We start from the raw sequence: 24,385 nt of genomic DNA, 5'->3' as shown, positions 1-24,385 counted from the left end.
CTTCTTTTTACGTGCCATGCCATACTCCCGGAAGCTAAAAGTCTCCAGAGTATGGCGGAATAGAAGATGAGCGATCGGACAGAATCGGAATCGCTGATCGGGCGACCGGAATCAGTGATCGGACGTGACCGGAACCAGCAAGCCACGCCCTGCAACAATCGTCGGCGCGCGTTGTTATGTTCTGAATCAGGCATAACGCCCCGGTAATAAAATGTGCATTATCTGAAAAACCAATCGTTTATCGTTAACGGCGAAAACTTTAACCAAACCGCCGGCCGCTGTCATCCCGAAAAGGCCGTACATGGGCGGTGCAGAGCGGACTTTGCGCATCTTTACAAAGTGGCCTACTTTAAATTGGGACTTGCCAAGCGGGGATTAAAAGACTAAAAATACACAAAATCAGAATAATCATTCACAGAGGGTAGGCCGTGAAGGAACGCAGTACAGAATTGGTTCAGGGTTTTCGCCATACGGTTCCTTATATCAATGCACACCGTGGCAAAACCTTTGTCGTTATGCTGGGCGGCGAAGCCATCGAGCATGAAAATTTCGCAGTATTGTTAATGACATCGGCCTGTTGCACAGCCTGGGTATCCGCCTGGTGCTGGTGTACGGCGCCCGGCCGCAAATCGACGCCAATCTGGCGGTACATCATCTTGAGCCGATTTACCACAAACATACCCGCGTCACCGACGCGCCCACCCTCGAACGGGTGAAGCAGGCCGCCGGCCAGCTACAGCTGGATATCACCGCCCGGCTGTCGATGAGTTTGAATAATACGCCGCTGCAGGGCGCGCACATCAATGTGGTAAGCGGCAATTTTATCATTGCCCAGCCCTTGGGCGTGGATGATGGCGTGGACTATTGCCACAGCGGGCGCATCCGCCGTATCGATGATGAGGCGATTCACCGCCAGTTGGATGGCGGCGCCATCGTCCTCCTCGGCCCGGTGGCGGTCTCGGTCACCGGCGAAAGTTTTAATCTCACCTCCGAAGAGGTGGCGACGCAGCTGGCTATCAAGCTGAAAGCGGAGAAGATTATCGGCTTTTGCTCGTCGCAAGGTGTAATTGGCGAAGACGACGATATCATTTCCGAACTGTACCCCAACGACGCCCAGCGGCGCATCGAGCAGTTGGAGGCGCGCGGTGATTACCATTCCGGCACCGTGCGCTTTCTGCGCGGGGCGGTAAAAGCCTGCCGCAGCGGCGTGCGGCGCTGCCATCTTATCAGCTATCAAGAAGATGGCGCCCTGGTGCAAGAGCTCTTTTCCCGCGACGGTATCGGCACGCAAATTGTGATGGAAAGCGCCGCGCAGGTGCGGCGGGCCACCATCAACGATATCGGCGGCATTCTGGCGCTCATTCGCCCGCTGGAGCAGCAGGGGATCCTGGTGCGCCGCTCCCGCGAGCAGTTGGAGATGGAAATCGACAAATTTACCATTATCGAACGGGACAATATGACCATTGCCTGCGCGGCGCTTTATCCCTTTCCCGATGAGCAGATAGGCGAAATGGCCTGCGTGGCGGTGCATCCCGATTATCGCAGTTCGTCACGCGGCGAGATGCTGTTGACGCGCATCGCGCAGCAGGCGCGTCGAATGGGGCTGAAGAAACTGTTTGTGCTCACTACCCGCAGTATTCACTGGTTTCAAGAACGCTGCTTCACCCCTGCGGAAGTGGATATACTGCCGAACCAGAAAAAGGCGCTGTATAACTACCAGCGCCGATCTAAAATTCTGGTGGCCGAACTTGAGACGCAGGACGGCCGTTGAACGATGATGCGATCGGACCTGCAGAGGCACAGGACGGCCATTGCGCGGTGAGGCAATCCTACCGCGCCAGCACGCGGGACGGCCATTGAGCCTAATACAGTGGGACCGGCTGGAAAGGTCGCGGGCCAAGCGGGAATCATGGCCGCACGCGTCAGCGATCCGCGGATGGCTGCGGCGGTGCGGCCTGGCCGCCGGCCAGCCGCTCGATAAGGCCGCTGCGCCGCTGGGTTTTGGTTGCAATGGCGTGTTGCAATACCTCGTCGGTCGCGTACAGCGTACAGGGATAACCGCGCGCGCGTGACCGCGGTATACAGCAATTCCCGCGTTAATACCGGCAAGATCTGATTGGGTAACGCCAGCGCGGTATGGTGGAATTCCGACCCCTGGGATTTATGCACCGTCATCGCGAATGCCGTCTCATGCTCCGGCAACCGGCTTAGCGGCACCGCTTTGACACCGCCGTCCGGCAGGGAGAAATGCACGCGCAGCGTCTGTTCGCCATCCCAGAGCAAGATCCCGATATCGCCGTTATACAGCCCCAGCGACGGCGCATTGCGTACGATCATCACCGGCCGCCCCGCGTAGCCGCACCCTGCATTGCCGAGGGCCAGCAGCCCCGCCCGGCTCAAGGCCAGCTCAATACGGTCGTTCAGACCGGCAACCCCAAAAGGCCCTTCCCGCAGCACACACAGCAGGCGGAAGCGGTTGAAGGCGTCTAAAATTGCCGCCGGCGCATCATGGTTGCGCACCCGCTCTAAATAGTCCCGATAGCCGTCAACGCAGTCGTCCAGCATACGCTGATAGTCTGCCGCCTCACGCAGCGGCGTGTAGACGACATCCACCGTCGTGCCGGCGTTAAGCAGCGCCAGCGCGTCCTTGACGTCGCCTGCGTTAATAGCATTTGCCAGCCGGCCAATGCCGGATCCTTCATCGAAGCGGTAGCTTTTACGCAGCAGACATAAACTATCGGCGACACCATAACCGCCGCCGCCCGCACCCGCCGGCAGCGTAAAGCCCGTCAGCCGCGCCAGCTCCGCACGGCGCGCGGGGCTGTAGCCGGCCTCGGCGAACTGGCAGATATCGCCCAGCACCGCTCCCGCCGCCACCGAGGATAGCTGGCAACGATCACCCAGGAAGATCACCCGCGCTTGCGGCGGCAACGCCGCAATCACATAGGCCATCATCGGCAAATCAACCATTGACGCTTCATCAATGATGAGAATATCCACATGCAGCGGGTTTCCACGGTGATAGCGCATCTGCTGGCTATTGGGCTGCGCCCCGAGCAAGCGGTGCAGCGTTATCGCCTCGCGCGGCAGCCGCTGTTTCTGCTCTTCATCCAGCCCCAGACGCTGTAAGGCCAGGCCAAGGGATTCGCTCAGGCGCGCCGCCGCTTTACCGGTGGGGGCCGCCATCAACATGCGCGCATGGCCGCCGTCGCTCAACTGCAGCAAGGCCGCCAGGAGCTTCGCCACCGTGAAGGTCTTGCCGGTGCCCGGCCCGCCCGATATCAGCGCCACCGGGTGCGTTATCGCGACCGCCGCGGCGATTTTTTGCCAGTCGATTACCGCGCCGTCGCCGGGAAAGTAGCGCGCCAGCACCGCGGCGATGTTGGTTTCGTCGCCGGCCACCGGCGGCCGCGGCCGGTTAAAGAACTGTGCCACCACGCATTCATGCCGCCACATACGCTGTAAATACAGGCGCTGGCTGTCCAGCACCAGCGGGGTTGGACGCGAACCGTCGCTCACCGCGTTGGACGCCAGCAGGTGCTGCTGCCATTCGTCAAGAGAGGGGCTACCGGCCCGCAGCCACGCCTGCTGCGCCAGCGGCGGCATACGGCCGTCAAACAGCCGCGCCGGCGTTAATAGCGCCAGCGGCAGGCAAACATGGCCGGCGCCGGCATCGGCGCTGAGGCAGGCGCTGGCCAACATCAGCGCGGGCGTGGCGGGCGTGGCCAGCATACGGGCGAATTGGACGTCCAGCGGCCGGAACAAACGCAACCGTTGCGCTTCGGCAAGAATGTCTTCCATCTATAAGTCCCCTGCGTTAGCCGCTTTGCGCCGTCGCCGGCCGCATTTCGCCGGTGAATAAAAGGTCTAGTCCGTCGATTAAGGCAATGTCCGGCCGGCAATGAAAAACGCCATTTCCCGGCTGCGCCGCGTCGATGCCACGCAGAAACAGATAATATACCCCGCCGAAATCGCGCTGGTAATCATAATCCACTAGGCGGTGGCGCAAAAAGCGATGCAGCGCCAGCGTATAAAGCTGGTACTGCAACTCATAGCGATGGGCGATCATCGCCTGTTCCATCGCCGGCAGGGTGTAGGCGGCACTCTCCTCTCCCAGCCAGTTGGATTTATAGTCCAGCAGGTAATAACGGCCTTGCCAGCGGAAAACCAGGTCGATAAACCCTTTCAGCATCCCCCTGACCTGCGGAAAATCTAGCGGTGGGCAGCGTGCCGAAAGCGGATCGTAGCGCTTGCAGAGCAGGTCCAGATCGCGCACCTGCACCACCGCGTCGATAGGCAGATAAAACGGCAATTCAGCATGGCGGCTGTCGGGCGCCAGATGCGCGAGAGAAAGCGCCCCGCCATCCAGCGGCATAGCGATAATGCTTTCCATCCAGTGCGTTATCACCGGCAGCCAAACGGCATCGATGCCCTGCTGCGCCAGTTGTTCGCTCAGGCACTGCGGGTCCAACGGCCGGTTGAAATCCAGCGTTTCAAACATGCCGTGCAAAAACGTCCCCGGCGATGCGCCGCGCGGAAAGGTATGCGGCGTCAATTGTAACCTTTCCTGCTGCCCGCCCTCCCCCACGGCATCCACGTCCAGCCGCGGCTGCAGTTCCATCATCACCGAGCTGCCGTGCCGTTGCAGACCGGAATAGCTGGTGACCCGCCAGGGATCGCGCGGCGGCGCGGGCCAGCGGCGGGCGCTCAGCACGGGGGCAGGTTCGGGGGCGGGCGTAAGCGGTTGTGCCGGTGCGGCCAGCGCCTCGCACAGGGCAATATCGCCGCCGGCGCGCGCCACCAGCGCCGCCAGCCGATCGCGCAGGTCATCTGTATCGCCATCCTGCCCCTGCTGAATCAGGTAGCCGGGCGCGCTCAAATGCAGATCGCTGGCGCCGGTTTTTTTGCGGCTACCGCGATACAACGGCGCGATGCCGAGACTGCAATGGTAGATAGAGCGCGTTAGCGCCACGTAAAACAGACGCAAATCTTCCGCCAGCCGTTCCTCCTCCGCCAGACGTAAACTCTCTTGCGCCGCGCTGAGATCCAGCCAGGCCCCGTACGCCTGGCGATCGTGAAACAGCGGCCGTTTTTGCACGCGAAAATCGGMCGCGAACGGTAGGAACACCAGCGGGAACTCCAGACCTTTGGATTTATGCACCGTAATGATTTGCACCAGATGACGATCGCTTTCCAGCCGCAATTGCTGATTAGTCGCCTGTGGATTAGGGGATTCCACCTGTAGCGCCAGCCAACGGACCAGCGCAAATTCGTTCTCAAGTTGCGTCGAGGCTTCCTGCAGCAGTTCTCCCAGATGCAGTACGTCGGTCAGCCGGCGTTCGCCCCCCTGGCTTGCTAACAGGCTTTCCGCGATGCGATGGTTTATCATCATTTGACGCAGCATCGGCAGTACGCCGTTTTTTTGCCAGCTCTGGCGATAGTCGGCAAACTCTTCAACCCGCTGCTCCCAGCGGCGCTCATCGTTATTCAGCGCATCAATGGTGGCGGCATCAAAGCCCAGCAACCCGGTGGCCAGCGCGCGGCGCAGCGCGATATCCTTCTCCGGCGTCAACACCGCCTGCAGGATCCATTGCAGTTCGCGCGCCTCGGGCGTCTCGAAGACGCTGTCCCGGTTGGAGAGATACACCGCCGGGATCATCAGCGCCGCCAGCGCGTCGCGCACCAGCGCCGCCTCATTGCGGTTGCGCACCAGTACCGTGATATCCGACGCCTGCAGCGGCTGACGGCCCCGGCGCCCTTCAAGCCAGGCTTCGCCTTTACGCGCGGCGTAAAGCCAGTCGCTAATGGTGGCTGCACACTGGCGCGCCATGCATTGTTGGTACTCGTTTACGCCTACGCCGGCGCCCGGCTGTAGCCAGACGCGCAGCGCCGGCTGAGGTTGGTGCCGCACCACCAGCCGCAGACCGGCATTGCCCGCGGCGAACTCCACCGGCAAAAAGGGAATATCGCTGAAAATAAACGGCACCGGCAAGCTTTGGAACAGTTGATTTACCGCATTAATCATCCCCGGCGCGGAACGCCAGTTGGTATCAAGGGTATAGTGAGCATCCACTTCACTGCGGGCGCGCATATAGGTGAAAATATCCGCGCCGCGAAACGCATAGATAGCCTGTTTCGGGTCGCCTATCAACAGCAGGCCACAGCCGGGCTGATCGCCGTAAATCCGGCGAAAAATACGGTACTGCTGCGGGTCGGTATCCTGAAACTCATCGATCATCACCACCGGATAGCGCGTGCGCACCGACTCGGCCAGGGCCTCACCGCCATCGCCGGCCAGCGCCCGGTCCAGGCGACTCAGCAAATCGTCGAAGCCCATCTCCGCGCGCCGCCTTTTTTCCTGCTCCAGCGCCTGACGCATTTCCGCCAGCGCCATGACGAAAATAAGCTCGCGCAGCGAGAGCTCCTGCTGATAAAAGGCCTCCACCGCGGCAAACAGTTCATGCCGAGGCGGCTCGCCGGCGGTGATTTTTTCCGCCAGCACCGAGCTTTTGAACCGCGCCAATTCATCCGGCACCTGATAATCCACGGTGGGCTCACTCGCCCAGCGGTCGACTTTCGCAAGCCAGGTCGGCAGATTCTTGCTGCTATACACCCGACGGTCGAGTTTATGACCGTCGAGCATCGTCCTGAGCGTCGCTGACGCCGCGCGCCATTGTCGCTTGAGGTCTTCAATGCCGGCAATGATGCGCCCATGCCGCGCCAGGATAGACTCGGTGATATCGGGCGGATCACGCACCACCGGCGGCTCGCCCTGGAGATAAGGCAGCAGTTCCGCCAGCAGATTTTCCGGCCCCTCCCAGTGCTGCTGCACCATACGTGCAACGTCCAGCGGCAACGGATAGCAATGGCGGCGCCAAAAGTCAGCGCTCACCTGCTGGCGCAAGAACGATTCATCCTCCAGCAAGGTTTGCTGAAATAACATGCCGGACTCGACAGTATTGTGATTCAGCATGCGCTGGCAGAAGCCATGGATGGTATAAATCGCCGCCTCGTCCATCTGCCGCTCCGCCGCCAGGAGATGCAATGCGGCCAGCCGCAGATCGCCGAGCTGCGTCAACAGCGCCGCCAGTAGCGGATCCTCGCTCTTACCCCGCTCGCAGGCCAGCCGCAGCCGATGTATATTGTCGCGGATACGACCGCGCAGCTCTTCGGTGACGGCCTCGGTAAAGGTCACCACCAATATTTCTTCCACGCTCAAGGGCCGCGGATACGCCGACTCGCCGCCCAGCCCAAGCAGCAGCCGCAGGTAAAGCGCCGCCAGGGTATAGGTTTTTCCCGTTCCCGCCGACGCTTCGATAAGACGAGCACCCTGCAGCGGCAACGTGAGGGGGTTAAGGCTCTCGGCGGTCATCAACGCGATCGGTTTCCTTTGGTTGCACCGTCAGCGCCTGTTGCAGCGCTGACGCATCGGAAAACAGAGTCCAGCCGGTGGGGTGAGCGTAATCGGCGGGATCACTACCCGCGCCGACGCCGGAAATTTGCGACAGCAGGGTCAGCCCCTGCTGCTTGATAACCGCCCGCTGGTAATAGTCGCTCAGCTGCGACTGGGTCAGCGTCCGCAAACGGGCAATCAGACGAGCGCGCGTATCAAAGCGCATATTATCGCGGTCCAGATCGCCGGTATAGAGATCCACCTCTTCGCCCAGCGTCTGGGGCTTCTGCTGCAGCTGGGCTATCACGCCTTGCTTGTATTGCTCGAAATCCGTCGGGTCCAGCGTATTCAGCCGCTGGCCGGCCTGGGTGAAAAACGCCAGATAGCGCTGGTACAGATATGCCGGCTGATAGCGACCGCTTTGCAGCACAAACCCGACGCCGGCCCGATCGCCGACGAAAACAGGCAGCATAAACACGGCATAGCCCAGCTGCTCCTGGGTACGCAATTGCTTGTAAAACCAGGATTCGACAATCTGCAACAGCAGATAACTGCAGGCCATCCCCTCGATACGGTCATAACCGAGGGGAACATAGACCGCCGCCAGGGCGGAATCGGTACTGTCGAGCCGCTTCTGGATGACCGCCCGCAGCGGCGCGTCAACGGTGGCCTTATCGGCGCGCCGCCAGTCGGTGCCGGTCAGCCCCAGGCGTTCTTTAAGCCCACGCACCAGCGTTTCCGCCCGCTCGGGGGTCAGATTACCAACCACCAGCACGTCCAGGGCGTTGGGTTTGATAAGCGTCGCGCGATAATCCATCACCTCTTGAAGCGTAATGCCGTCGATAAGCGCCCGTCGCGCGTCGTGCTCGACATAGGGAATGTCGGAGAGAACCTTGGCCGGAATGATCGCCTGGGAGTAGGCTTTGCTTTTATCCGTACCGTCCAGCTGCTGGCGATACCAAGTCTTGGCCTGCTGCAGCTGCTGCGCCGTCGGGGCTATCGCCAGATAGCGGTCCAGCAGCGCATTCACTAGCGGCACCAAACGCTGGGTGTAGCCGCTGGCCTTGATGGTCAGACCGTCGTTGACGTAGGAGGAAAAGCTAATGCCGCCCACATAGGCCTGATTGCTCAGCTCCGCCAGTTCGAGATTGGAAAGATAGTCGTTTAACGAATACAGCACCTGATTGCGCGCGCTGCCCATGGCAGCGGCATTGCGGAAATTCAACGTGATATCCGCGCGCGGTTCGTCGGCGAACGCGCTGCTCGGCATATAGTGCAGCCGTAGCCTCGGCTCGTCGATCAGGGTTTCAGGGTGCTCGGGATGACTCGCGCTACGGATCAGGCTGAAATCGTTGGCGATATAAGGATTAAGCGCCGGCAGCGAGAGTGTGATCGCCCGCTCCAGGTGTCGCCAGCGGGCGATTTGCACCGGCGTCAGTTTACTCACCTGATAGGGGGCATCGACAAAGTAGGCGGTCTTATCGTGCGGCGCGTCCGGGCTGATGAACCAGACGCGGGCATGCTGCGGCTTCATGACGTCGAGGCGCGCGCCGATGGCGGCCGGATCGTAGCGGTCGGCCAGATAAGAAGCATCCAGCACATGTTGCACCGGCACCCGCAGCATGGAATCCACCAGCCATTCGATATAGTCCATATTGCGGGTCATCACCGGGAAACGGAAATCCTGGTCCAGCACATGGGCTATCTCGTCGAAATAGTGACGCTGAATCCTCTGATGCCGCAGCAGCGACAGATAGGCAAAAATGGCCGCCACCACCCGGTCGCGCTGCGCATACCCTTTGTCGGAAAGGGAGGCGGCAATGGCGAAAACCCCGCCGTTGCGATTAACCATTGGATCGGCGCCGGCGTCGATAGCGTCCGCCAACCCCTCTTTTTGCAGCCAGTCCGCCAGGGTTCCCGGGCTGCGGTTGCCGATGAGATAGCTGATGTAGGTATCGGTTTTGCTGCGAAACGCGGCGCTGTTGTTGGCGATGGGAAACTCGATGCGCAGCATCTTTCGTGGCTGGACCGGCTGGTAATGGATAACGATACCGGTTTGCGCGGCGGTGACCGCCGGTACGGTGATGGGGGGCACCGACGCCCGGTGGTTGGCGATGCGGCCAAAGGTGGCGGCCGCCAGCTTCGCCATGTCGGGCAGCGGTTGATTGCTGTAAATGACCGCTACCATCAAGTTGGCCGAATAATAACGTTTGTAGAAATGCTGCAGCGCATCGTGCAATTTGCTGTCGGGCTTATCGCTCAAGGTGTCAAGATTGCCGCCAGAAAAGCGCGAACCCGGGTGAGCCGGATTCATGGTCTCAGACCGGATCTGCGCCATGCGCAGGCCGTCGTTGGCGCGCGCCATTCGGAGCTCGGCATCCACCGCATGGCGCTCTTTATCGGCGTAAACCGGATCCAGCCGCGGTGCGGCGATAGCGTCCGCCAACCGATCGATGGCCGGCTGCAGCGCATCGTTTTTCACCTCCAGATAAAAAGCCGTTCTGTAGGACACGGTGCTGGCATTATGATCGCCGCCGTGCTTTTTCAAGAATTCAGAAAGATTTTCCGGCTCTGGATAATGGCGCGACCCCATCAGGATTATATGCTCCAGATAGTGAGCCAGGCCAAGCTGATTGTGCGGATTCTCCAGCGACCCCACCGGCACGGCCACCACCGCAAGCGACTTGACCGCGTCCTTATCGCTCACCAACAGCACCGTCATGCCGTTATCCAGCCGGATAGCCTGATAGTGACGGGGATCTTGACTGCTCTTGTGGATGGCTTCTTTCACCGGTTGCCATCCGCTTTGCGCCCATCCTGGTGCTGCTGTGCTCAAAAAAATCAGTGCGAAACCCAATAACCCGTTAACCAGTTTCAACATTCCTCTCTCCGATAGCTGCCTTGCGGGCCGTTCCTGACCACAGTCTTTTTTTAGGTGACACTTACGTGCAAGAAAACAACATAACGGCGCTTACCGCCGTCGCCGGGGCGGCGCCCCGAACGCTTGACTCAGGCTTTCTTTTCGCGTTTCGCCGGCTCACTCTGCGCCAGATTGAACATAAAGGGTGGCAGCAAATACCGTTCAGCGGCCGATATAATCGCCTCAATATGTTGTTCCTCCAACTGACGCATCAACCGCTGCAGATAAGGATCCTCACCTTCGCCGGGAACATGGCCATTCCCCTGCCAAGCCTGGATAAGTTTATCACGGGCCTGCCGCTGCCGGCTCTCGTCGCGGTCGATGCTCTGCGTCACCGGGTCGTAACAATGGCTTAGCCATGCGCCACCCGCGCAGGGTAACAGCAGCAGCGGCGACGCCATACCCTGACAGTAGCCGGAAACCAGAGAAAGTAAAAACGCTTTCGCCCGACAGGCGGGCAGCGGCGTGAAATGCCACTCGCCGCGCGTACCGAACATCCGGCTCTCGCCTTCGCCGCCCATGGCGCAGTAGGCCAGGTGCTCCAACCACAGCAGCAGGCCATCCCGGGCCGACAGCGTGCCGGGACGCCAGCGCAGCAAGCCATTCGCCTGGACCCGCGGCAGCCAGCCGGAAAGCGTCACCTCGTCCAGCGTCAAAGAGACCTCAAGACTGTGCGTTTCCGGCAATCGCCACATCCGTACCAGCTCAGAGAGCACCGTCATCTCCTGACACTGCCGGGCCCAATACAGCTCGCCGAACGCGCCATAAGGCAACAGGCCGGCGGCGCGCACCTGGCGGAACAGCCGGTCGGTGCTTTCCCCGTCGATAAGGGCATTCACCAGCCGGTCATTGAGCTGATAGCGGGTCAGACCGTCGATGACAAAAGGTTCATCAGCCGCCAGCTCAAGGGTCGTTTGGTGGAAGGAGACCGCCAGGCGCTGCACAAACCAGGCGCGCACCGGGTGGCGATAAAAGCGTAGTAGCTCATCCAGCGCCAGCGCCTCGCCCTCGGCGCCGGCGGCCGGCAGCCACTCGTCGGCGAAGCTTTGGGTCTCGCTGCCGGGCAAAAAATTCTCCGGCGCGAAAGGCATACGGCTATGCCACTGCCACAGATGCGCGCGCACCCGGTCAGCGCTACTCTCGGCATCGGCGTGCTCGTCGCCGGGCAGATAAAAGCTTTGCGCAATATAATCGCTCAGCTCGCTTACCAGCACCGACGGATAACGCGGGGTATTGTCCTGAATGGCACGGCCGATAAAACTAATATACAGCCGCTGCTGCGCGGATAACAGCGCCTCCAGGAACAGATAGCGGTCATCGTCGCGCCGGCTGCGATCGCCGCGCTGTGGCTGCTGCGCCATCAGGTCGAACCCCGCCGGCGGCAGCGTGCGCGGATAAACGCCGTCGTTCATGCCCAGCAGGCAGACCACCCGGAACGGAATTGAGCGCATCGGCATCAGCGTACAGAAGTTGATGGTGCCGGCCAGAAAGCGCTGGCTGACCCGCTCCTGATCCAGCCGCGCGGCCAGCTCGTCTTGCAGCAGCGTCACCGGCACCGGCTGGTCATATCCCACCTGCAAACCGCATTGCAGCACCTGCTGCCATTGATTTTCCAGCAGCGCCAGCGCCGCTTCCGCCTCGGCGTCGGGCGCAAATAAATCCTCGATCATTTCGCGGGCGCAGCCAAGCCAGGCGTCCAGGGAGCGGGGCTGGGTAAGCCGGTCGCGCCACTGGCGCAGCCGCATTAACAGCTCAGCCAGTTGGCCGACCAGGCCGGCTATCAAGCCGCTGGATTCGTCGTAGGGTAGAATACCCTGCCAGTCGCCGCTCTCGCTGTCCATGGCATAGCCCAGCAGCATGCGGGTCAAGCCAAATTGCCAAGTATGCTGGCCGGGGGCGGGCAGCATCAGTTCGCGCAGCGTATCATCGTCCAGGCCCCAGCGAATGCCGGACTCCGCCACCCACAGGCGCAGCAGTTGAAGCCCCTGCTCATCAATGGCGAAGCGGGCTGCCAGCGCCGGCACCTCCAGCAACGCTAGCACCTGCTCGGCGACAAAGCGGCTGCGCGGTAATTCCAGCAGGCTAAGAAACGCCGGCAGAACAGGATGGAGATGCCGCACCCGTCTGTCGGAAATGGAAAAAGGCAAATAGCGCTCGCCGCCGGCATTGCCGAATACCGCCTGGATTGCCGGAGTATAACGGTCGATATCGGCCACCATGACAATCACGTCGCGCGGGCGCAGCGTCGGGTCTTCCGCTATCATCGCCAGCAGGCTGTCGTGCAGCACTTCCACTTCCCGCAGCGGACTATGGCAGACATGCAGGCTCAGCGAGCGGTCATCCAGCCGCAGCGGCCGCTTGCCGCCGCCCTGAGTGAGCGTTTCGCCCTCCATGCCAATCACTGCGTGATCCTCAAGGGCCAGGATATCGCGCTGCAGCAGGCTTAGCAGGTTATCACCCGCTGGCTCAACAAATGCATCCACCTCGGCAACACCGTCCATCTGCGCCAGCAGGTAAAGATTATCGCGCCCCTGTTTGCCCCAGGAGGCCAGCAGCGGGTTGCCTATTTGCTGTTCTCCCAGCGCGTCGAACAGCGCGGCGGCCTGTTGAGGGCGCCGGAACAGCGCCTGCTCCGTCTGCTGCTGATAGTGCCGGCGACGGCGGTGCAGCAGCAGCGCGAGGAAAGCGCGAGCGCGGATATCCCCCCAGTAATAGCGGCAGGGATTGGTGAACAGCAGATGGATGTCGATATGGCGCCCCAACGCCTGAAGCGCCTGCAGGTAGGTAGGAGGCAGCGCTGAGATGCCGCAGATAAACACTCTATCGGGCAATCCAGGCGGCCGCGTCTGGCTTTGCGTCAAGGTCTGGATAAAACGCTGATAGAGATTGGCGCGGTGCCACAGCGGCTGCCCCGCCCGTTCCGTCTCCGCCATTAACGCTCGCCACAATGGGGCCTGCCAGCGCTGGGCCTCGCCTATACCGTCAATCACTTCACCACGCTGCCAGCTTTCCAGCCAGTCGGGACGATATACCAGATACTGGTCGAAGAGATCCGCCACCCGGGCGGCGAACTGGAAAACTTTACGCTTATCATCGTCATCGCGCAGATATTCGCTTATCGCCGCAAAATCCGGCTGCTGGCACAGACGAGGCAGCAGCGCCATCAGCCGCCAAGTCATCGCCGGTTTGGCAAATGCGCTTTCGTCAGGAATATCGGGCAGTACGCGGGTGAACATCTGCCAGATAAAGCTGGCCGGCAGCGGAAATTCAATGTTGGCCGCAATACCGAAGTGTGCCGCCAATTCCATCTGCATCCACTGCGCCATCCCGTTGCTTTGCACCAGAATCACTTCCGGCTGGAACGGATCGCGCAGTGGCCTGCCTGCGATCAGCGCGGCGGTAAGGGTCTTAAGCAGATCCAGCTGGTTGGAATGATAAACGGTAAACATAAACTCCTCGCCATGCGCACCTTCTGCCCAAGGGCTTATTACAATGCCTGCGCCCACTCTAACGCGATTTGCCCGGAACACAAGCAATCACGTACCTGTTATGCCGGCCGGATTCTGGCAAACCCATTCGTTGAGGCTGATGCGCTCGCCGCTCGGCAAGGTGACCATGGCGGTAACGCGCCGGCAATCCTCGTCGCAGGATTCTTCAATCACGTTAATCCGCCAGCCGGGCGGCTGAGATAGCGCGTCAGGGGCCGCCGGCTGACGCAGCAGCTCCAGGCGCTGGTGGTTTAAACTCAGCGCCAGCGAGACATCCTGTAACCGCCGCTGGAAGACCGCCAGCCGCTGACTATACTCCAGCAACCCCAGCGCGGTGATCGCGAGCAACATCGTCTCCAGCAGCGCCTCCACCAGACCAGCGCCCCGCTGTGGATCTGGCACCCTGCGTCGTCGCCGGTCTCGCATCCCGTCCCGCCGCCGCGCCAGCATCACGCTTCGCCATCCCTCTCGCGTCCCGACCCACCGCCGCGCCAGCGTCGCGCTTCGCCGTTTATCTGACATCCCGTCCCCCTCGCCGGTTCGGGGTCACGCCGCGTTGTCTGGGACGGCCGTCGCGCCCCTGCCGCTTTGTCGTCATCGTGCTCCTCCGCGCACTTTTACGCTATTACGCCACGCCTGCCGCAGCTTTTAGCCCGGGTCAAAATCCAGCCAGCCGTCGTGCCGCGCCCGCAGAAAATGCGTCCGCGCCGGGTTCGGCGATGCTCCCACCACGAGGGGAGCCGCCGGCGCCGGCGGGGGATTCACGGCGGCAGGATCCCTCGGTGCCGTCGGACAAGTTGATGCAACAAAATCCTCCGCGGCTGGCGGCGCTACGGCCAAATGCAGCGTGACGCGCCGATAATGCCGCCACGGCGGCGCCAGCATCGTTCCGCCTCCTTCCCCGCGCAGCAGCCAGCCATATCCCCGACCGCTGACCTGCAGGCAAACCCGCAATGGCGCGGCGGGATGCTGTCGGCATTCGCCGTGCCGGGCGGGCCAGTGCTGGCTTAGCCCCCAAGCGAGGGACGATTCCGCCTGGTGAAAAGCCAGCAAATAATGACGCTGCGCCCGCGCCCGCTCCAGCGAAACCTGGAGCGCGCGCTGCCAACTCAACATCGCCAGCAGGCAAAAGCCGCTGAGGAGCGCCAGCGCCAATACACTGCAGCTACCCCGTTCCCGGCTCATAGATTCCGCCGCGCCACGACCTGCGTCACGGCGTAGCCGATATCCGGCCGACGACGGGCGGTCGCGGCCAGATGAATGCGCAGCGCGCCACCTGCAAGGGCGGTAAATCGCAGCCGGGTCACCGTCAGCTCATCGCTGTTGAACACCTTTTCCCAGCCCCCCCTGGCAATCACGTACATCACGCTGGGTCTCCAGCGCCCCCCGACGCAGGCGATAGCCGAAGGTGGCGGAGACGAGATGCCCGGATGCATCGCTGTGCGCGTAATAGGCATAACCGACCACAAGACAGGAGCAGGATGGCTCCCCCTGGCGTCTGTCGATCCACAGCGCGCACCCTGCCTTGCCCTGCGGCGAAAAGCCGGCACGACGCAGGTCCTTGACCATGGCCAGCGCATAGAGATCAAGCTGGCGCATCAATTTCAGCTGCAGTATCGCTCCTTCGGCACCACGGTGCAGTGCGAAAAAGGTGCAGCGCCACCGTCAACAGCACGCTGTATGCTGCCAGGGCGGCCAGCAATTCCGGCAGGCTAAAGCCGGTGCAACCCTCGCCAGCCGCCACGGGCGCGGCATCGGTGTCGGCCACAGCGGAAAGCGTTACGGCGGGAAGTAACGCCACAGCGGCGCCCCTGCCGCCCACCCACCCGGTTAGCATGACGGGATCCCCGCCCAGCGCCCCCGCTCGCTGCCGGAAACCACCATCCGCCGCCGCCCCGCCGGATTGCTGAGGACGAAGTGCGCCGTGCTGGCGGTGTGGCGCCGCCCGCCCAGACTCAGCTCGCCCGCCGTCGACAACGACAGGCGAACACCCGTATAGGGAGCAACGCCGCGCGCGGGTTCGCGCCAGGCTCCCGGTGCCGCGCGGCCCAAGCCGCATAGCGGATCGCCGTACAGCTGCCAGCGCTCGCCGCCGACCGCATTGATCCGGCAGCGGCGGTTACCCCATGCGGCATGCCATTGCTGGCGCACGATAAAATCCATCAACTGGTGGGCGTTGCTCGCCAGTTGCCGGGCCGACTGATGCTGACGCCAGCCATAACTTCCGCCAGGATTAGCAGCGCGGTCAACGCCAGCGTCAGGAGCAGCTCAGGCAAGGTATAGCCGCTATTGTTAAGGGAGTCATTCATTGCCGCAGTGTGGCGCGGCGTGCGGCGGTGGACCAGCGGCGAAATTGAGTTATGCGGCGTGTGATGCAATCATTGAAAGGCGGGAAACGGGAAACAGGAGATACAACGGCGGCATGAGCGACATCGTGAATAGGCGCGGACACATCACCGCCCGCGCGTGAGCCTTTTATACGCGAACGAACCGCCGCAGGCGCCATCACGTTTAGACGCGAGAGGACCCCCTCAGCCATTTATCGCGCTTAGGCGCGAGAAGACCGTCGCACGCATCATCCACATTTATGCACGAGAGGACCGCCACGCGCACCATCGCAATTATGTACGAGAGGATCGCGGCAGGCACATTCGCATTTATGCACGAACAGACCCGCCGCCCGCAAAATCATGTTGATGCGCAGACGCCCCCACGCACGGGCAATTTATACCGCGACCGGCGCTTTGATTGCCGGATGGGGATCATAGCCCGTCAGCTCAAAATCCTCGAAGCGGTAATCGAACAATGTTGCCGGTCGGCGCTTAATCAGCAGCTGCGGCAACGGCCGCGGATCGCGGGTCAGTTGCAGGTCCGCCTGCTGCAAATGGTTACTGTAGAGATGGGCATCGCCGCCGGTCCAGACGAAATCACCGACCTGCAAATCGCACTGCTGCGCCAGCATGTGTACCAACAGGGCATAGCTGGCGATATTGAACGGCAGGCCGAGGAAAATATCGCACGAACGCTGGTAGAGCTGACACGATAAAGTGCCGTTGGCGACATAGAACTGAAACAGCGCATGGCACGGCGCCAGGGCCATTTTGTCCAGCTCGCCGACGTTCCAGGCGGAAACGATAATGCGGCGGGAATCCGGATCTTGCCTGAGCTGGCGCACCACTTCGGCCAACTGGTCTATCTGGCGTCCGTCGCCGGTCCCCCAGGCGCGCCATTGCCGGCCGTACACCGGCCCTAAATCGCCGTTTTCATCCGCCCACTCATCCCAGATGGAAACGTTATTCTGCTGCAAATAAGCGATATTGGTATCGCCGTTAAGGAACCACAGCAGCTCATGGATAATCGACCGCAAATGGCAGCGTTTGGTGGTCACCAGCGGGAAACCCTGGCGCAAATCGAAGCGCATTTGATGGCCGAACACCGACAGGGTGCCGGTGCCGGTACGATCCGCTTTCGGCGTACCCTGCGCGCGCACCATACGCATCAAATCAAAATACTGTTTCATAATACCTCAGGACATATGTTACTGGGGACGGCGGCGGTACGCCCAGGCCATCATAATCACGCCGGCCAAAATCATCGGCAGCGACAAAATCTGCCCCATGCTAATGACGCCGCTAAACAGGCCCAATTGGGCATCCGGCTGGCGGAAAAATTCCACCAGTATGCGAAAGGCGCCGTAGCAAATCAGGAACAAACCGGAGACGCTGCCGATAGGCCGCGGCTTACGGATAAACAGATTGAGAATAATAAACAGCACCATGCCTTCAAGCAGCATCTCGTAGATCTGGGACGGATGGCGAGGCAGCACGCCGTAGCGCTCAAACAGCGCTTGCCACTGCGGATTGGCCGGCCGCAGCGCCAAATCTTCCTCCCGGGAGCCGGGAAACTGCATTGCCCAGAGCGTATCGGTGGTGACCCGGCCCCACAACTCGCCGTTGATAAAATTCCCCAAACGGCCGGCGCCCAGGCCGAAGGGCACCATCGGCGCGACAAAATCGGCCACCTGGAAAAAATGGCGGCGGGTGCGATGGGCGAACCACAGCATCACCACGATGACGCCTATCAATCCGCCGTGGAACGACATGCCGCCGTCCCAGACCTTAAACAGGCATAGGGGATTATCGAGAAACAGCGGCAGGTTGTAAAACAGTACATAACCGATACGGCCGCCGAGAAACACCCCGAGAAAACCGGCATAGAGAAGATTTTCGACTTCTTCTTTGCGCCAGCCGCTGCCGGGGCGATTCGCGCGCCGTACCGCCAGCTACATGGCAAAGACGAAGCCCACAAGATACATCAGACCGTACCAGTGCAGGGAAACCGGGCCCAGGGAAAAGATCACCGGGTCAAACTGAGGAAAGGCCAGATAATGGGTCGTCATTCATCACCACAACGTCGTCGTTTTTGTTATCCGGCCGCAGGATGCCGCTGCGGTCGCTGTACATGCCGCGCAGGCGTTTTTCCCGCACGGCGCGAAGTGGCGTATCATAGCATAGCGGCGCGACGGCGAGAGTCAGGGGATGTAAATAACCGCCGGCAGGTGTAATGATTCCCTACTCAGCGCCCGCCCCGAATCAGGCCGTCCAGGCCGCGCCGCTCCATGAACACCGCCACCTGATGGCGGACTTCGATGCTGTTTTGCGCGCCAATGACCCGCTCCGCCAGCTCCTGCGCCTCGTTCAGCGCCACATTGCGCAATAAATACTTGATACGCGCCACGCTACGGCCGGTCATGCTCAGCGTACGATAGCCCATGCCCGCTAGCAGCAACGCGCCCATCGGATCGCCGGCCATTTCGCAGCACAAGCTGCAAGCCAGCCCCAGCCCCAGCCGCTCCGACTCGCTAATGATTTTTTGCAGCACCTGTAGCATGGCCGGATGCAGGCTATCGTACATCGCCGCCACCCGGGTATTATTGCGATCCACCGCCAACAAATACTGCGTCAGGTCGTTGGTGCCGACCGACAGAAAATCCACCCGGGTCACCAGCGCCGACAGCATAAACACCATGGCCGGCACTTCCACCATAATACCGATACGCGGCTTGGGCAGCGCATAGCCCAGCACGTCCTCAACTTCGCGTCCGGCGCGGTCGATGAGCCGGCGCGCTTCGTCAATCTCATCGACACTGGTTATCATCGGCAGCAGAATACTTAAATTGCCGGTGGCGGCGTTGTCGCGCCGCATTGCGCGCACCTGGATGAGAAAAATCTCCGGCTGGTCAAGGGTAATACGAATACCGCGCCAGCCCAGGCAGGGATTTTCCTCGCTTATCGGCATATAGGGCAGCTGTTTATCGGCGCCGACGTCTAGGGTGCGAAACGTCACCGATTTACCGGGGAACAATTGCAACATCCCTTGATATTGCGCCACCTGCTCCTCCTCCGAGGGAAAGCCGTTTTGCAACATGAAGGGAATTTCCGTGCGGTACAGACCGATGCCGTCCACCCGATCGTCGAGGCGCTGTTCATGTTCCGCGCTCAAACCGGCGTTGAGCATCACCTGGATGCGTTCGCCGCTTTTCAGCACCGCCGGCTGCTCCACATTATCTTCCGCCAGCCGGGTGAATTCACGCTCTTCGCTGACCAGGCGCTGGTACTCCTGCACCAGGACCGGCTCCACCAGCAGTTCACCGCGGTAGCCGTCGACGATAAGCAAGCGCTGATTAAGCAACAGCGGCTGGATATCGGCGCCCATCACTGTCGGGATCCCCATCGCCCGCACCAGGATAGCGGCGTGGGAGTTGGCGGCGCCGTCACGCACCACCACCCCCACCAGCTAATCCGGCGGCACTTCGGCCAGGAGCGCGGCGCTCAGCTCGTCGGCCACCAGCACGAAGCGCGATGGCCACTGAATAACATTACGCGCGCTATCGTCAAGGTGGAACAGCAGTCGCTGGCCGAGCGCGCGCAAATCGCCGGCACGCTCGCGTAAATAGCTGTACAGGTCGAACACCGCCGCGCTGTCTTTCTGCGCGCTGGCGGTAAACCGCTTGCTCAGACGGCGGAATTCGGCGACGGATTCGTTCAGCGTCAGCCGCTCGCGCTCGTGGCCGCTGTCCAGCGACGACGCCTGATAAACTTGTCGAGGGAAGGCTGGCTGCTGTCCACCCAGCCCTGGGCGATGGCCACGCCCGGCGCGGTCGCCAGGACGCGAATACGGGTCTGGCGGTACTGGCTGAACAGCGCGTTGAGCTGCGACTGGGATAGAATGCCGGCCATCTGCGTGGCCAGCGTGACCATAAACGATTCTTCGCTCTCGTCGAACTGCCGGTGCTCGTGCTGCTGCACCACCAGTACACCGAGCAACTGACGGCGGTGGATAATCGGCACGCGGAGAAAGGAACGAAAACGCTCCTCTTTCACCGCCAGAATGTATTTGAAACTGGGATGGATATGGGCGTCCGCCAGGTTAATCTGCTCAGCCAACCGTCCGACTAGGCCGACAATCCCTTGGTCAAATGCCAGCGTGATCGTGCGCCGCGCGGTTTATTTAAACCGCGCGTCGCCGTCAGGTAATAGCAGCGACGATCGTTATCGGCCAAATAAACCGAACAGACTTCGGTATTCATCGCCTGACAGGTTTCATTAACCAGAATGTCAAGTGAATCCGACAGACGCGGCGCGGCTGCTACCTTTTCAACGATTTCCCGCAAACGCGTGAGCATAATCTACGTGACTTAGCCTCTTTTCCGTCTGTGTGCCGGCGCGGAACGCGGCGCCGCAGTTTCCTGCAGCGGCATCACGACGCCGGAAAATTCCTTCATCGCCCGGCGGTACACGTCCCGTTTAAAGGAAACGACCTGACGTACTGGGTACCAGAAGCTGACCCAGCGCCAGCCGTCAAATTCAGGGATCCCCCCGCGCTGCATATTGATATCCACATCCGGACACGTGAGCTGTAGCAGAAACCATTTTTGCTTCTGACCAATACACACCGGCTTGGTGTCCCAGCGTACCAGCCGCTTGGGAAGCTTATAACGCAGCCAGTTACGCGTCGAAGCCAGGATACGCACATCTTTGCGGCTCAGACCGACCTCCTCGAACAGCTCGCGATACATCGCCTGCTCCGTGGTCTCGCCAGCGTTGATGCCGCCCTGGGGGAACTGCCAGGAATGCTGTCCGTATCGCCTGGCCCACAGCACCTGCCCGTCGAGATTACAGATTACAATACCAACATTCGGGCGGTAGCCATCATCATCGATCACCGGACTACCTCGATTACATAAAATATAAGATGTTCCGATTGTTTCATACTCGCTCTGAATGGTAAACCACTGCTTTTCACTAATCGCCGGTGAATAACACTCTTAGGGCCGCTTAATGGCGCCGAGTTATAAACAGCTAGCGGCGAGCGGGCGCCACTTTATGTACTTTTTCTGTGGATAGGTTTGTGTGCAACGCTGGATTAGATGGGTAAAACTTTTCGCCAAACGCCCGTGCGGGGGATAAAAAATAAAAAATAGAGAAGAATATCAACAGACTAAAACGTTTACCCTTGTCACGGAAGGCGCGACGACGACGCGGTGAAAAATCTCTTCACCGGGCATGGATAAAAAACAACCATCGATGATTTTATCCACAGAAAAACGGATCGACGTCGCAAATAAATGGACAAATAGGCTAAAAACGGCGCCGTCAAGGCTGTAATAGAAACAGTACTCGTCGATTGACAAGATTATCCCGCAAATCTGTGGATAACCTGGTGTAAGATCCTATTCATTGTTGCCCGTAGCGGGTGTACAACTGCTTTCGGGCTTGCGCCCTGTCTGTTAAGGTCATTAAAAAAGAGCTTAAAATCATGCTATTATTATTTTTTCTCCGGCCGCCACTCGCGTTAGCAGCGCGGATGTGCCGCAGGTGCTTAGTTTTTATTCAGTTCAGGACCGCGAAATGAACAGCCTGATTCCGCTTTCCCTTGCGCCCCATCCCCCCGCCGATGAAAGGGAACTGCTGCGCCGCGCCGATGCGCTGGCGGGTTATACCTTGAGGGAGTTATCTGCCCAGGCCGGTCTGCCGATCCCCGCCAATCTCAAGCGTGACAAAGGGTGGATTGGCGTCCTCTTGGAACGCTATCTGGGTGCCAGCGCCGGCAGTAAGCCCGAGCAGGATTTTGCCGCCATAGGCGTAGAGTTGAAAACCATTCCGGTGGACAGCGGCGGACGGCCGTTGGAGACCACCTTTGTTTGCGTGGCGCCGCTGACCGGCAATAGCGGCGTTACCTGGGAAACCAGCCACGTGTGTTATAAGCTGGCGCGGGTGCTCTGGATCCCGGTCGAGGGCCAACGGACAATCCCGCTGGCGCGACGCCGCATCGGCGCGCCGCTCCTGTGGAGCCCGGACACGGAGGAAGAGCTACAGCTGCGACGCGACTGGGAAGAGCTTATGGATCTTATTGTGTTAGGCAAGGTGGAACGCATCACCGCCCGCCACGGCGAAGTGCTACAGCTGCGGCCAAAAGCCGCCACCGGTCGGACGCTGACCGCCGCCGTCGGTGAATTTGGCCAGCCGATTTTAACGCTGCCTCGCGGTTTCTATTTGAAAAAAAATTTCACCGCCCAGCTGCTGGCACGCCATTTCCTGTTATAAACGCGTTTTCTCTTGCCAGCCCACCGACAACACCGCGTATAATTATCGTTTATGTTTCGTTTAGGTGAATGTGTGTAATGCTTGATTGGATTGCCGATCCGGACGCATGGCTGGCGTTGGGAACCCTGACCATTCTGGAAATTGTCCTGGGTATTGATAATATTGTTTTCCTGTCCGTGATCGTCGCCAAACTTCCTCCCTCACAGCAAAGCAGCGCCCGCCGCCTGGGTCTGTTCGGCGCCATGGTGATGCGACTTGGCCTGCTGGCCGCTATCGCCTGGGTCAGCCATCTGGTCAAACCGCTATTTTATTTTTTGGAACACCCTATTTCCGCCCGAGATCTGATTTTGTTTTTTGGCGGCATTTTTCTAATCTGGAAATCGTGCAGGGAAATAATGGAATCGTTCCACGGCAGCGCTGGCGGCGAGGACAGCACGGTCCAATCCTATCTCGGCGCCATTACCCAGATAATGATGCTCGATATCATTCTCAGCCTGGACTCGATCATTACTGCGGTAGGCCTGTCCTCCCATCTGTTTATCATGATGGCGGCGGTCATCATCGCGGTGGCGATAATGCACTTTGCTGCCCGGCCAATAGGCGAATTTGTCGATAGACACCCGTCGGTCAAAATGCTGGCGCTGGCGTTTTTGATTTTGGTTGGCGGCGCGCTGATTCTGGAAAGCGCGGCTATCGACGTGCCGAAAGGGTATATCTATTTCGCCATGTTTTTCTCGCTGGCGGTGGAAACGCTAAATCTCTTGCGCAATAAAAAAGCCGGCCAGCGGCCTTCCGGCCCGGATGCCTGAATGCTCCTCGACACGCAGTGGAAAACGGTGCTGGAATTTTCGCCCGCATCGCTAGTGAAGCCGGTGTTTTTTGCATATGATGTTAACGATGTAGGTCACTTAATGGATGGAAAACGATAATGAAAACACTCTATCTGCTGATGCCGGCATTATTCGGCGTCGCGCTGCTTGCCGGCTGCACCAGTGATTACGTAATGGCGACCAAAGATGGCCAGATGATATTGACCGACGGCAAGCCTGAAATCGATAAAACCACCGGTCTTATCCATTATACCGACGAACGTGGCAACGAAAGGCAAATCAACGGCAACGATGTTTCGCAGATCATCGAAAGATGATCCCCGCGCCCGGCAGCGCGTCGCAGGTTTAATTTACCCCTTCTCCCCCCGCCCCGGCTTGGTTATAGTCAGTCAAGGCGGTGTGCGATCACGCCTGTACGTTTACGTCACTGAGGAACCTGCCCTGATGTTTTATCACCGTATTCCCCATAGTTCTTTGGAAGTCAGCGTGCTCGGCCTGGGTACCATGACTTTCGGCGAACAAAACAGCGAAGCGCAAGCCCATGACCAGCTTGATCTCGCTCTCGCCAACGGCGTTAACTTAATTGACACCACGGAAATGTACCCCGTACCGCCCCATCCTGAAACCCAGGGGCTGACGGAGCGCTATATCGGCAGCTGGTTGAAGCGCCGCGGTCAGCGCGAAAAGATTGTTTTAGCCAGTAAAGTGCTCGGTCCGGCGCGCGGCAACGACGTAGAGGTTGCAGATTCCGACGTATCCGATCATCTGTTCCGGCGACATCCGATCAGTTATTCCGATCAGTTATTCCTATATTTTCCGATCACCCATTCCAGTGATATTCGATCACGTGTTCGCTCATCTTCTGACTCAGTTTTAGTCTATTTTTCCTGTGCTGACTACTCCTTGCTCTTTGCGTAGTGATTCGCCTTTAAGTTCCAGTCGATAGCTGGGGTGTACTAGCCGATCGAGTAACGCGTCAGCTGTCGTGGGGTTTTCTATCAGTCCACACCATTTTTTTACCGGCAGTTGACTGATCAGGATGCTGCTGCTTTTGTCGTAACGATCTTCCATCACCTCCAACAGCATCGTTGCCTGCATCGGACTCATTGATTCCAGGCCCAAGTCGTCCAAGAGCAGTAACTCTATTT

The 24,385-nt window shown here is 59.9% G+C and carries 15 protein-coding genes and 5 pseudogenes; 5 read left to right on the top strand and 15 right to left on the bottom strand.

What is annotated here, in order from left to right; translation table 11 throughout:
- Nucleotides 1-428 precede the first annotated feature (428 nt).
- Nucleotides 429-1,771, top strand: a pseudogene (gene argA, locus ACMX3H_RS07395) (amino-acid N-acetyltransferase).
- A 151-nt stretch (nt 1,772-1,922) separates the two neighbouring features.
- Here argA and recD read toward each other — a convergent pair.
- The 14 genes and pseudogenes from recD to rppH all read right to left on the bottom strand — a co-directional run bounded on the left by recD (nt 1,923) and on the right by rppH (nt 21,026).
- Nucleotides 1,923-3,801, bottom strand: a pseudogene (gene recD, locus ACMX3H_RS07390) (exodeoxyribonuclease V subunit alpha).
- A gap of 16 nt (nt 3,802-3,817) precedes the next feature.
- Nucleotides 3,818-7,372 (bottom strand): exodeoxyribonuclease V subunit beta, encoded by a 3,555-nt coding sequence (gene recB / locus ACMX3H_RS07385; protein WP_415210346.1) that lies wholly within the window; start codon nt 7,370-7,372, stop codon nt 3,818-3,820.
- Nucleotides 7,353-10,274, bottom strand: coding sequence for a pitrilysin (gene ptrA / locus ACMX3H_RS07380; protein WP_415210345.1), 2,922 nt, complete (start codon nt 10,272-10,274; stop codon nt 7,353-7,355). Before ptrA ends, recB begins: the two co-directional genes overlap by 20 nt.
- Nucleotides 10,275-10,402: 128 nt before the next feature.
- Entirely contained in the window at nt 10,403-13,762 is a 3,360-nt protein-coding gene (gene recC / locus ACMX3H_RS07375) for an exodeoxyribonuclease V subunit gamma (RefSeq protein ID WP_415210344.1), read from the bottom strand.
- 87 nt (nt 13,763-13,849) lie between these two features.
- Nucleotides 13,850-14,323, bottom strand: coding sequence for a prepilin-type N-terminal cleavage/methylation domain-containing protein (locus ACMX3H_RS07370; RefSeq protein WP_415210343.1), 474 nt, complete (start codon nt 14,321-14,323; stop codon nt 13,850-13,852).
- A gap of 126 nt (nt 14,324-14,449) precedes the next feature.
- Nucleotides 14,450-14,986, bottom strand: a complete 537-nt coding sequence (locus tag ACMX3H_RS07365) for a DUF2509 family protein (protein ID WP_415210342.1) — start codon at nt 14,984-14,986, stop codon at nt 14,450-14,452.
- Entirely contained in the window at nt 14,983-15,168 is a 186-nt protein-coding gene (locus tag ACMX3H_RS07360; protein ID WP_415210341.1) for a hypothetical protein, read from the bottom strand. The genes ACMX3H_RS07365 and ACMX3H_RS07360 overlap by 4 nt, the downstream gene beginning before the upstream one ends.
- Nucleotides 15,169-15,386: 218 nt before the next feature.
- The gene (locus ACMX3H_RS07355; protein ID WP_415210340.1) at nt 15,387-15,602 is read right to left on the bottom strand and encodes a prepilin-type N-terminal cleavage/methylation domain-containing protein; all 216 of its coding nucleotides are present in this window, start codon (nt 15,600-15,602) and stop codon (nt 15,387-15,389) included.
- Between the two features lie 29 nt (nt 15,603-15,631).
- On the bottom strand, nt 15,632-15,967 hold the full coding sequence (locus ACMX3H_RS07350) for a hypothetical protein (RefSeq protein WP_415210339.1): 336 nt from the start codon (nt 15,965-15,967) through the stop codon (nt 15,632-15,634).
- Complete coding sequence (locus ACMX3H_RS07345; RefSeq protein WP_415210338.1) at nt 15,964-16,110, bottom strand: prepilin-type N-terminal cleavage/methylation domain-containing protein; 147 nt, start codon at nt 16,108-16,110, stop codon at nt 15,964-15,966. The genes ACMX3H_RS07350 and ACMX3H_RS07345 overlap by 4 nt, the downstream gene beginning before the upstream one ends.
- Before the next feature lie 416 nt (nt 16,111-16,526).
- On the bottom strand, nt 16,527-17,321 hold the full coding sequence (gene thyA / locus ACMX3H_RS07340) for a thymidylate synthase (protein WP_415210337.1): 795 nt from the start codon (nt 17,319-17,321) through the stop codon (nt 16,527-16,529).
- A gap of 18 nt (nt 17,322-17,339) precedes the next feature.
- Nucleotides 17,340-18,200 (bottom strand): annotated as a pseudogene (gene lgt, locus ACMX3H_RS07335) (prolipoprotein diacylglyceryl transferase).
- Between the two features lie 176 nt (nt 18,201-18,376).
- Nucleotides 18,377-20,486, bottom strand: a pseudogene (ptsP, locus tag ACMX3H_RS07330) (phosphoenolpyruvate--protein phosphotransferase).
- A gap of 12 nt (nt 20,487-20,498) precedes the next feature.
- The gene (gene rppH, locus ACMX3H_RS07325; protein ID WP_415210336.1) at nt 20,499-21,026 is read right to left on the bottom strand and encodes an RNA pyrophosphohydrolase; all 528 of its coding nucleotides are present in this window, start codon (nt 21,024-21,026) and stop codon (nt 20,499-20,501) included.
- 685 nt (nt 21,027-21,711) lie between these two features.
- Here rppH and mutH point away from each other — a divergent pair.
- From mutH to ACMX3H_RS07305, 4 genes and pseudogenes are all read left to right on the top strand, one after another.
- Entirely contained in the window at nt 21,712-22,407 is a 696-nt protein-coding gene (gene mutH, locus ACMX3H_RS07320) for a DNA mismatch repair endonuclease MutH (protein WP_415210335.1), read from the top strand.
- A 77-nt stretch (nt 22,408-22,484) separates the two neighbouring features.
- Nucleotides 22,485-23,216, top strand: coding sequence for a TerC family protein (locus ACMX3H_RS07315; protein WP_415210334.1), 732 nt, complete (start codon nt 22,485-22,487; stop codon nt 23,214-23,216).
- A 119-nt stretch (nt 23,217-23,335) separates the two neighbouring features.
- Nucleotides 23,336-23,554 carry a YgdI/YgdR family lipoprotein gene (locus tag ACMX3H_RS07310; RefSeq protein WP_415210333.1) on the top strand — a complete coding sequence of 73 codons (219 nt, stop codon included), beginning with the start codon at nt 23,336-23,338 and terminating at the stop codon, nt 23,552-23,554.
- 127 nt (nt 23,555-23,681) lie between these two features.
- Nucleotides 23,682-23,969 (top strand): annotated as a pseudogene (locus ACMX3H_RS07305) (aldo/keto reductase); the annotation flags it as partial.
- Nucleotides 23,970-24,110: 141 nt separating this feature from the next.
- Here the strand turns inward: ACMX3H_RS07305 and ACMX3H_RS07300 are convergent.
- On the bottom strand, nt 24,111-24,385 hold a 275-nt coding region (locus tag ACMX3H_RS07300), incomplete at its 5' end, for an ATP-binding protein (protein ID WP_415210332.1).

It is taken from the genome of Sodalis sp. (in: enterobacteria), assembly GCF_047607725.1.
In the GTDB taxonomy this organism is placed as follows: domain Bacteria; phylum Pseudomonadota; class Gammaproteobacteria; order Enterobacterales; family Enterobacteriaceae; genus JBLKSS01.
The sequence above is the reverse complement of the archived record's forward strand: the minus strand, read 5'-3'. Positions and strand labels throughout refer to the sequence as shown.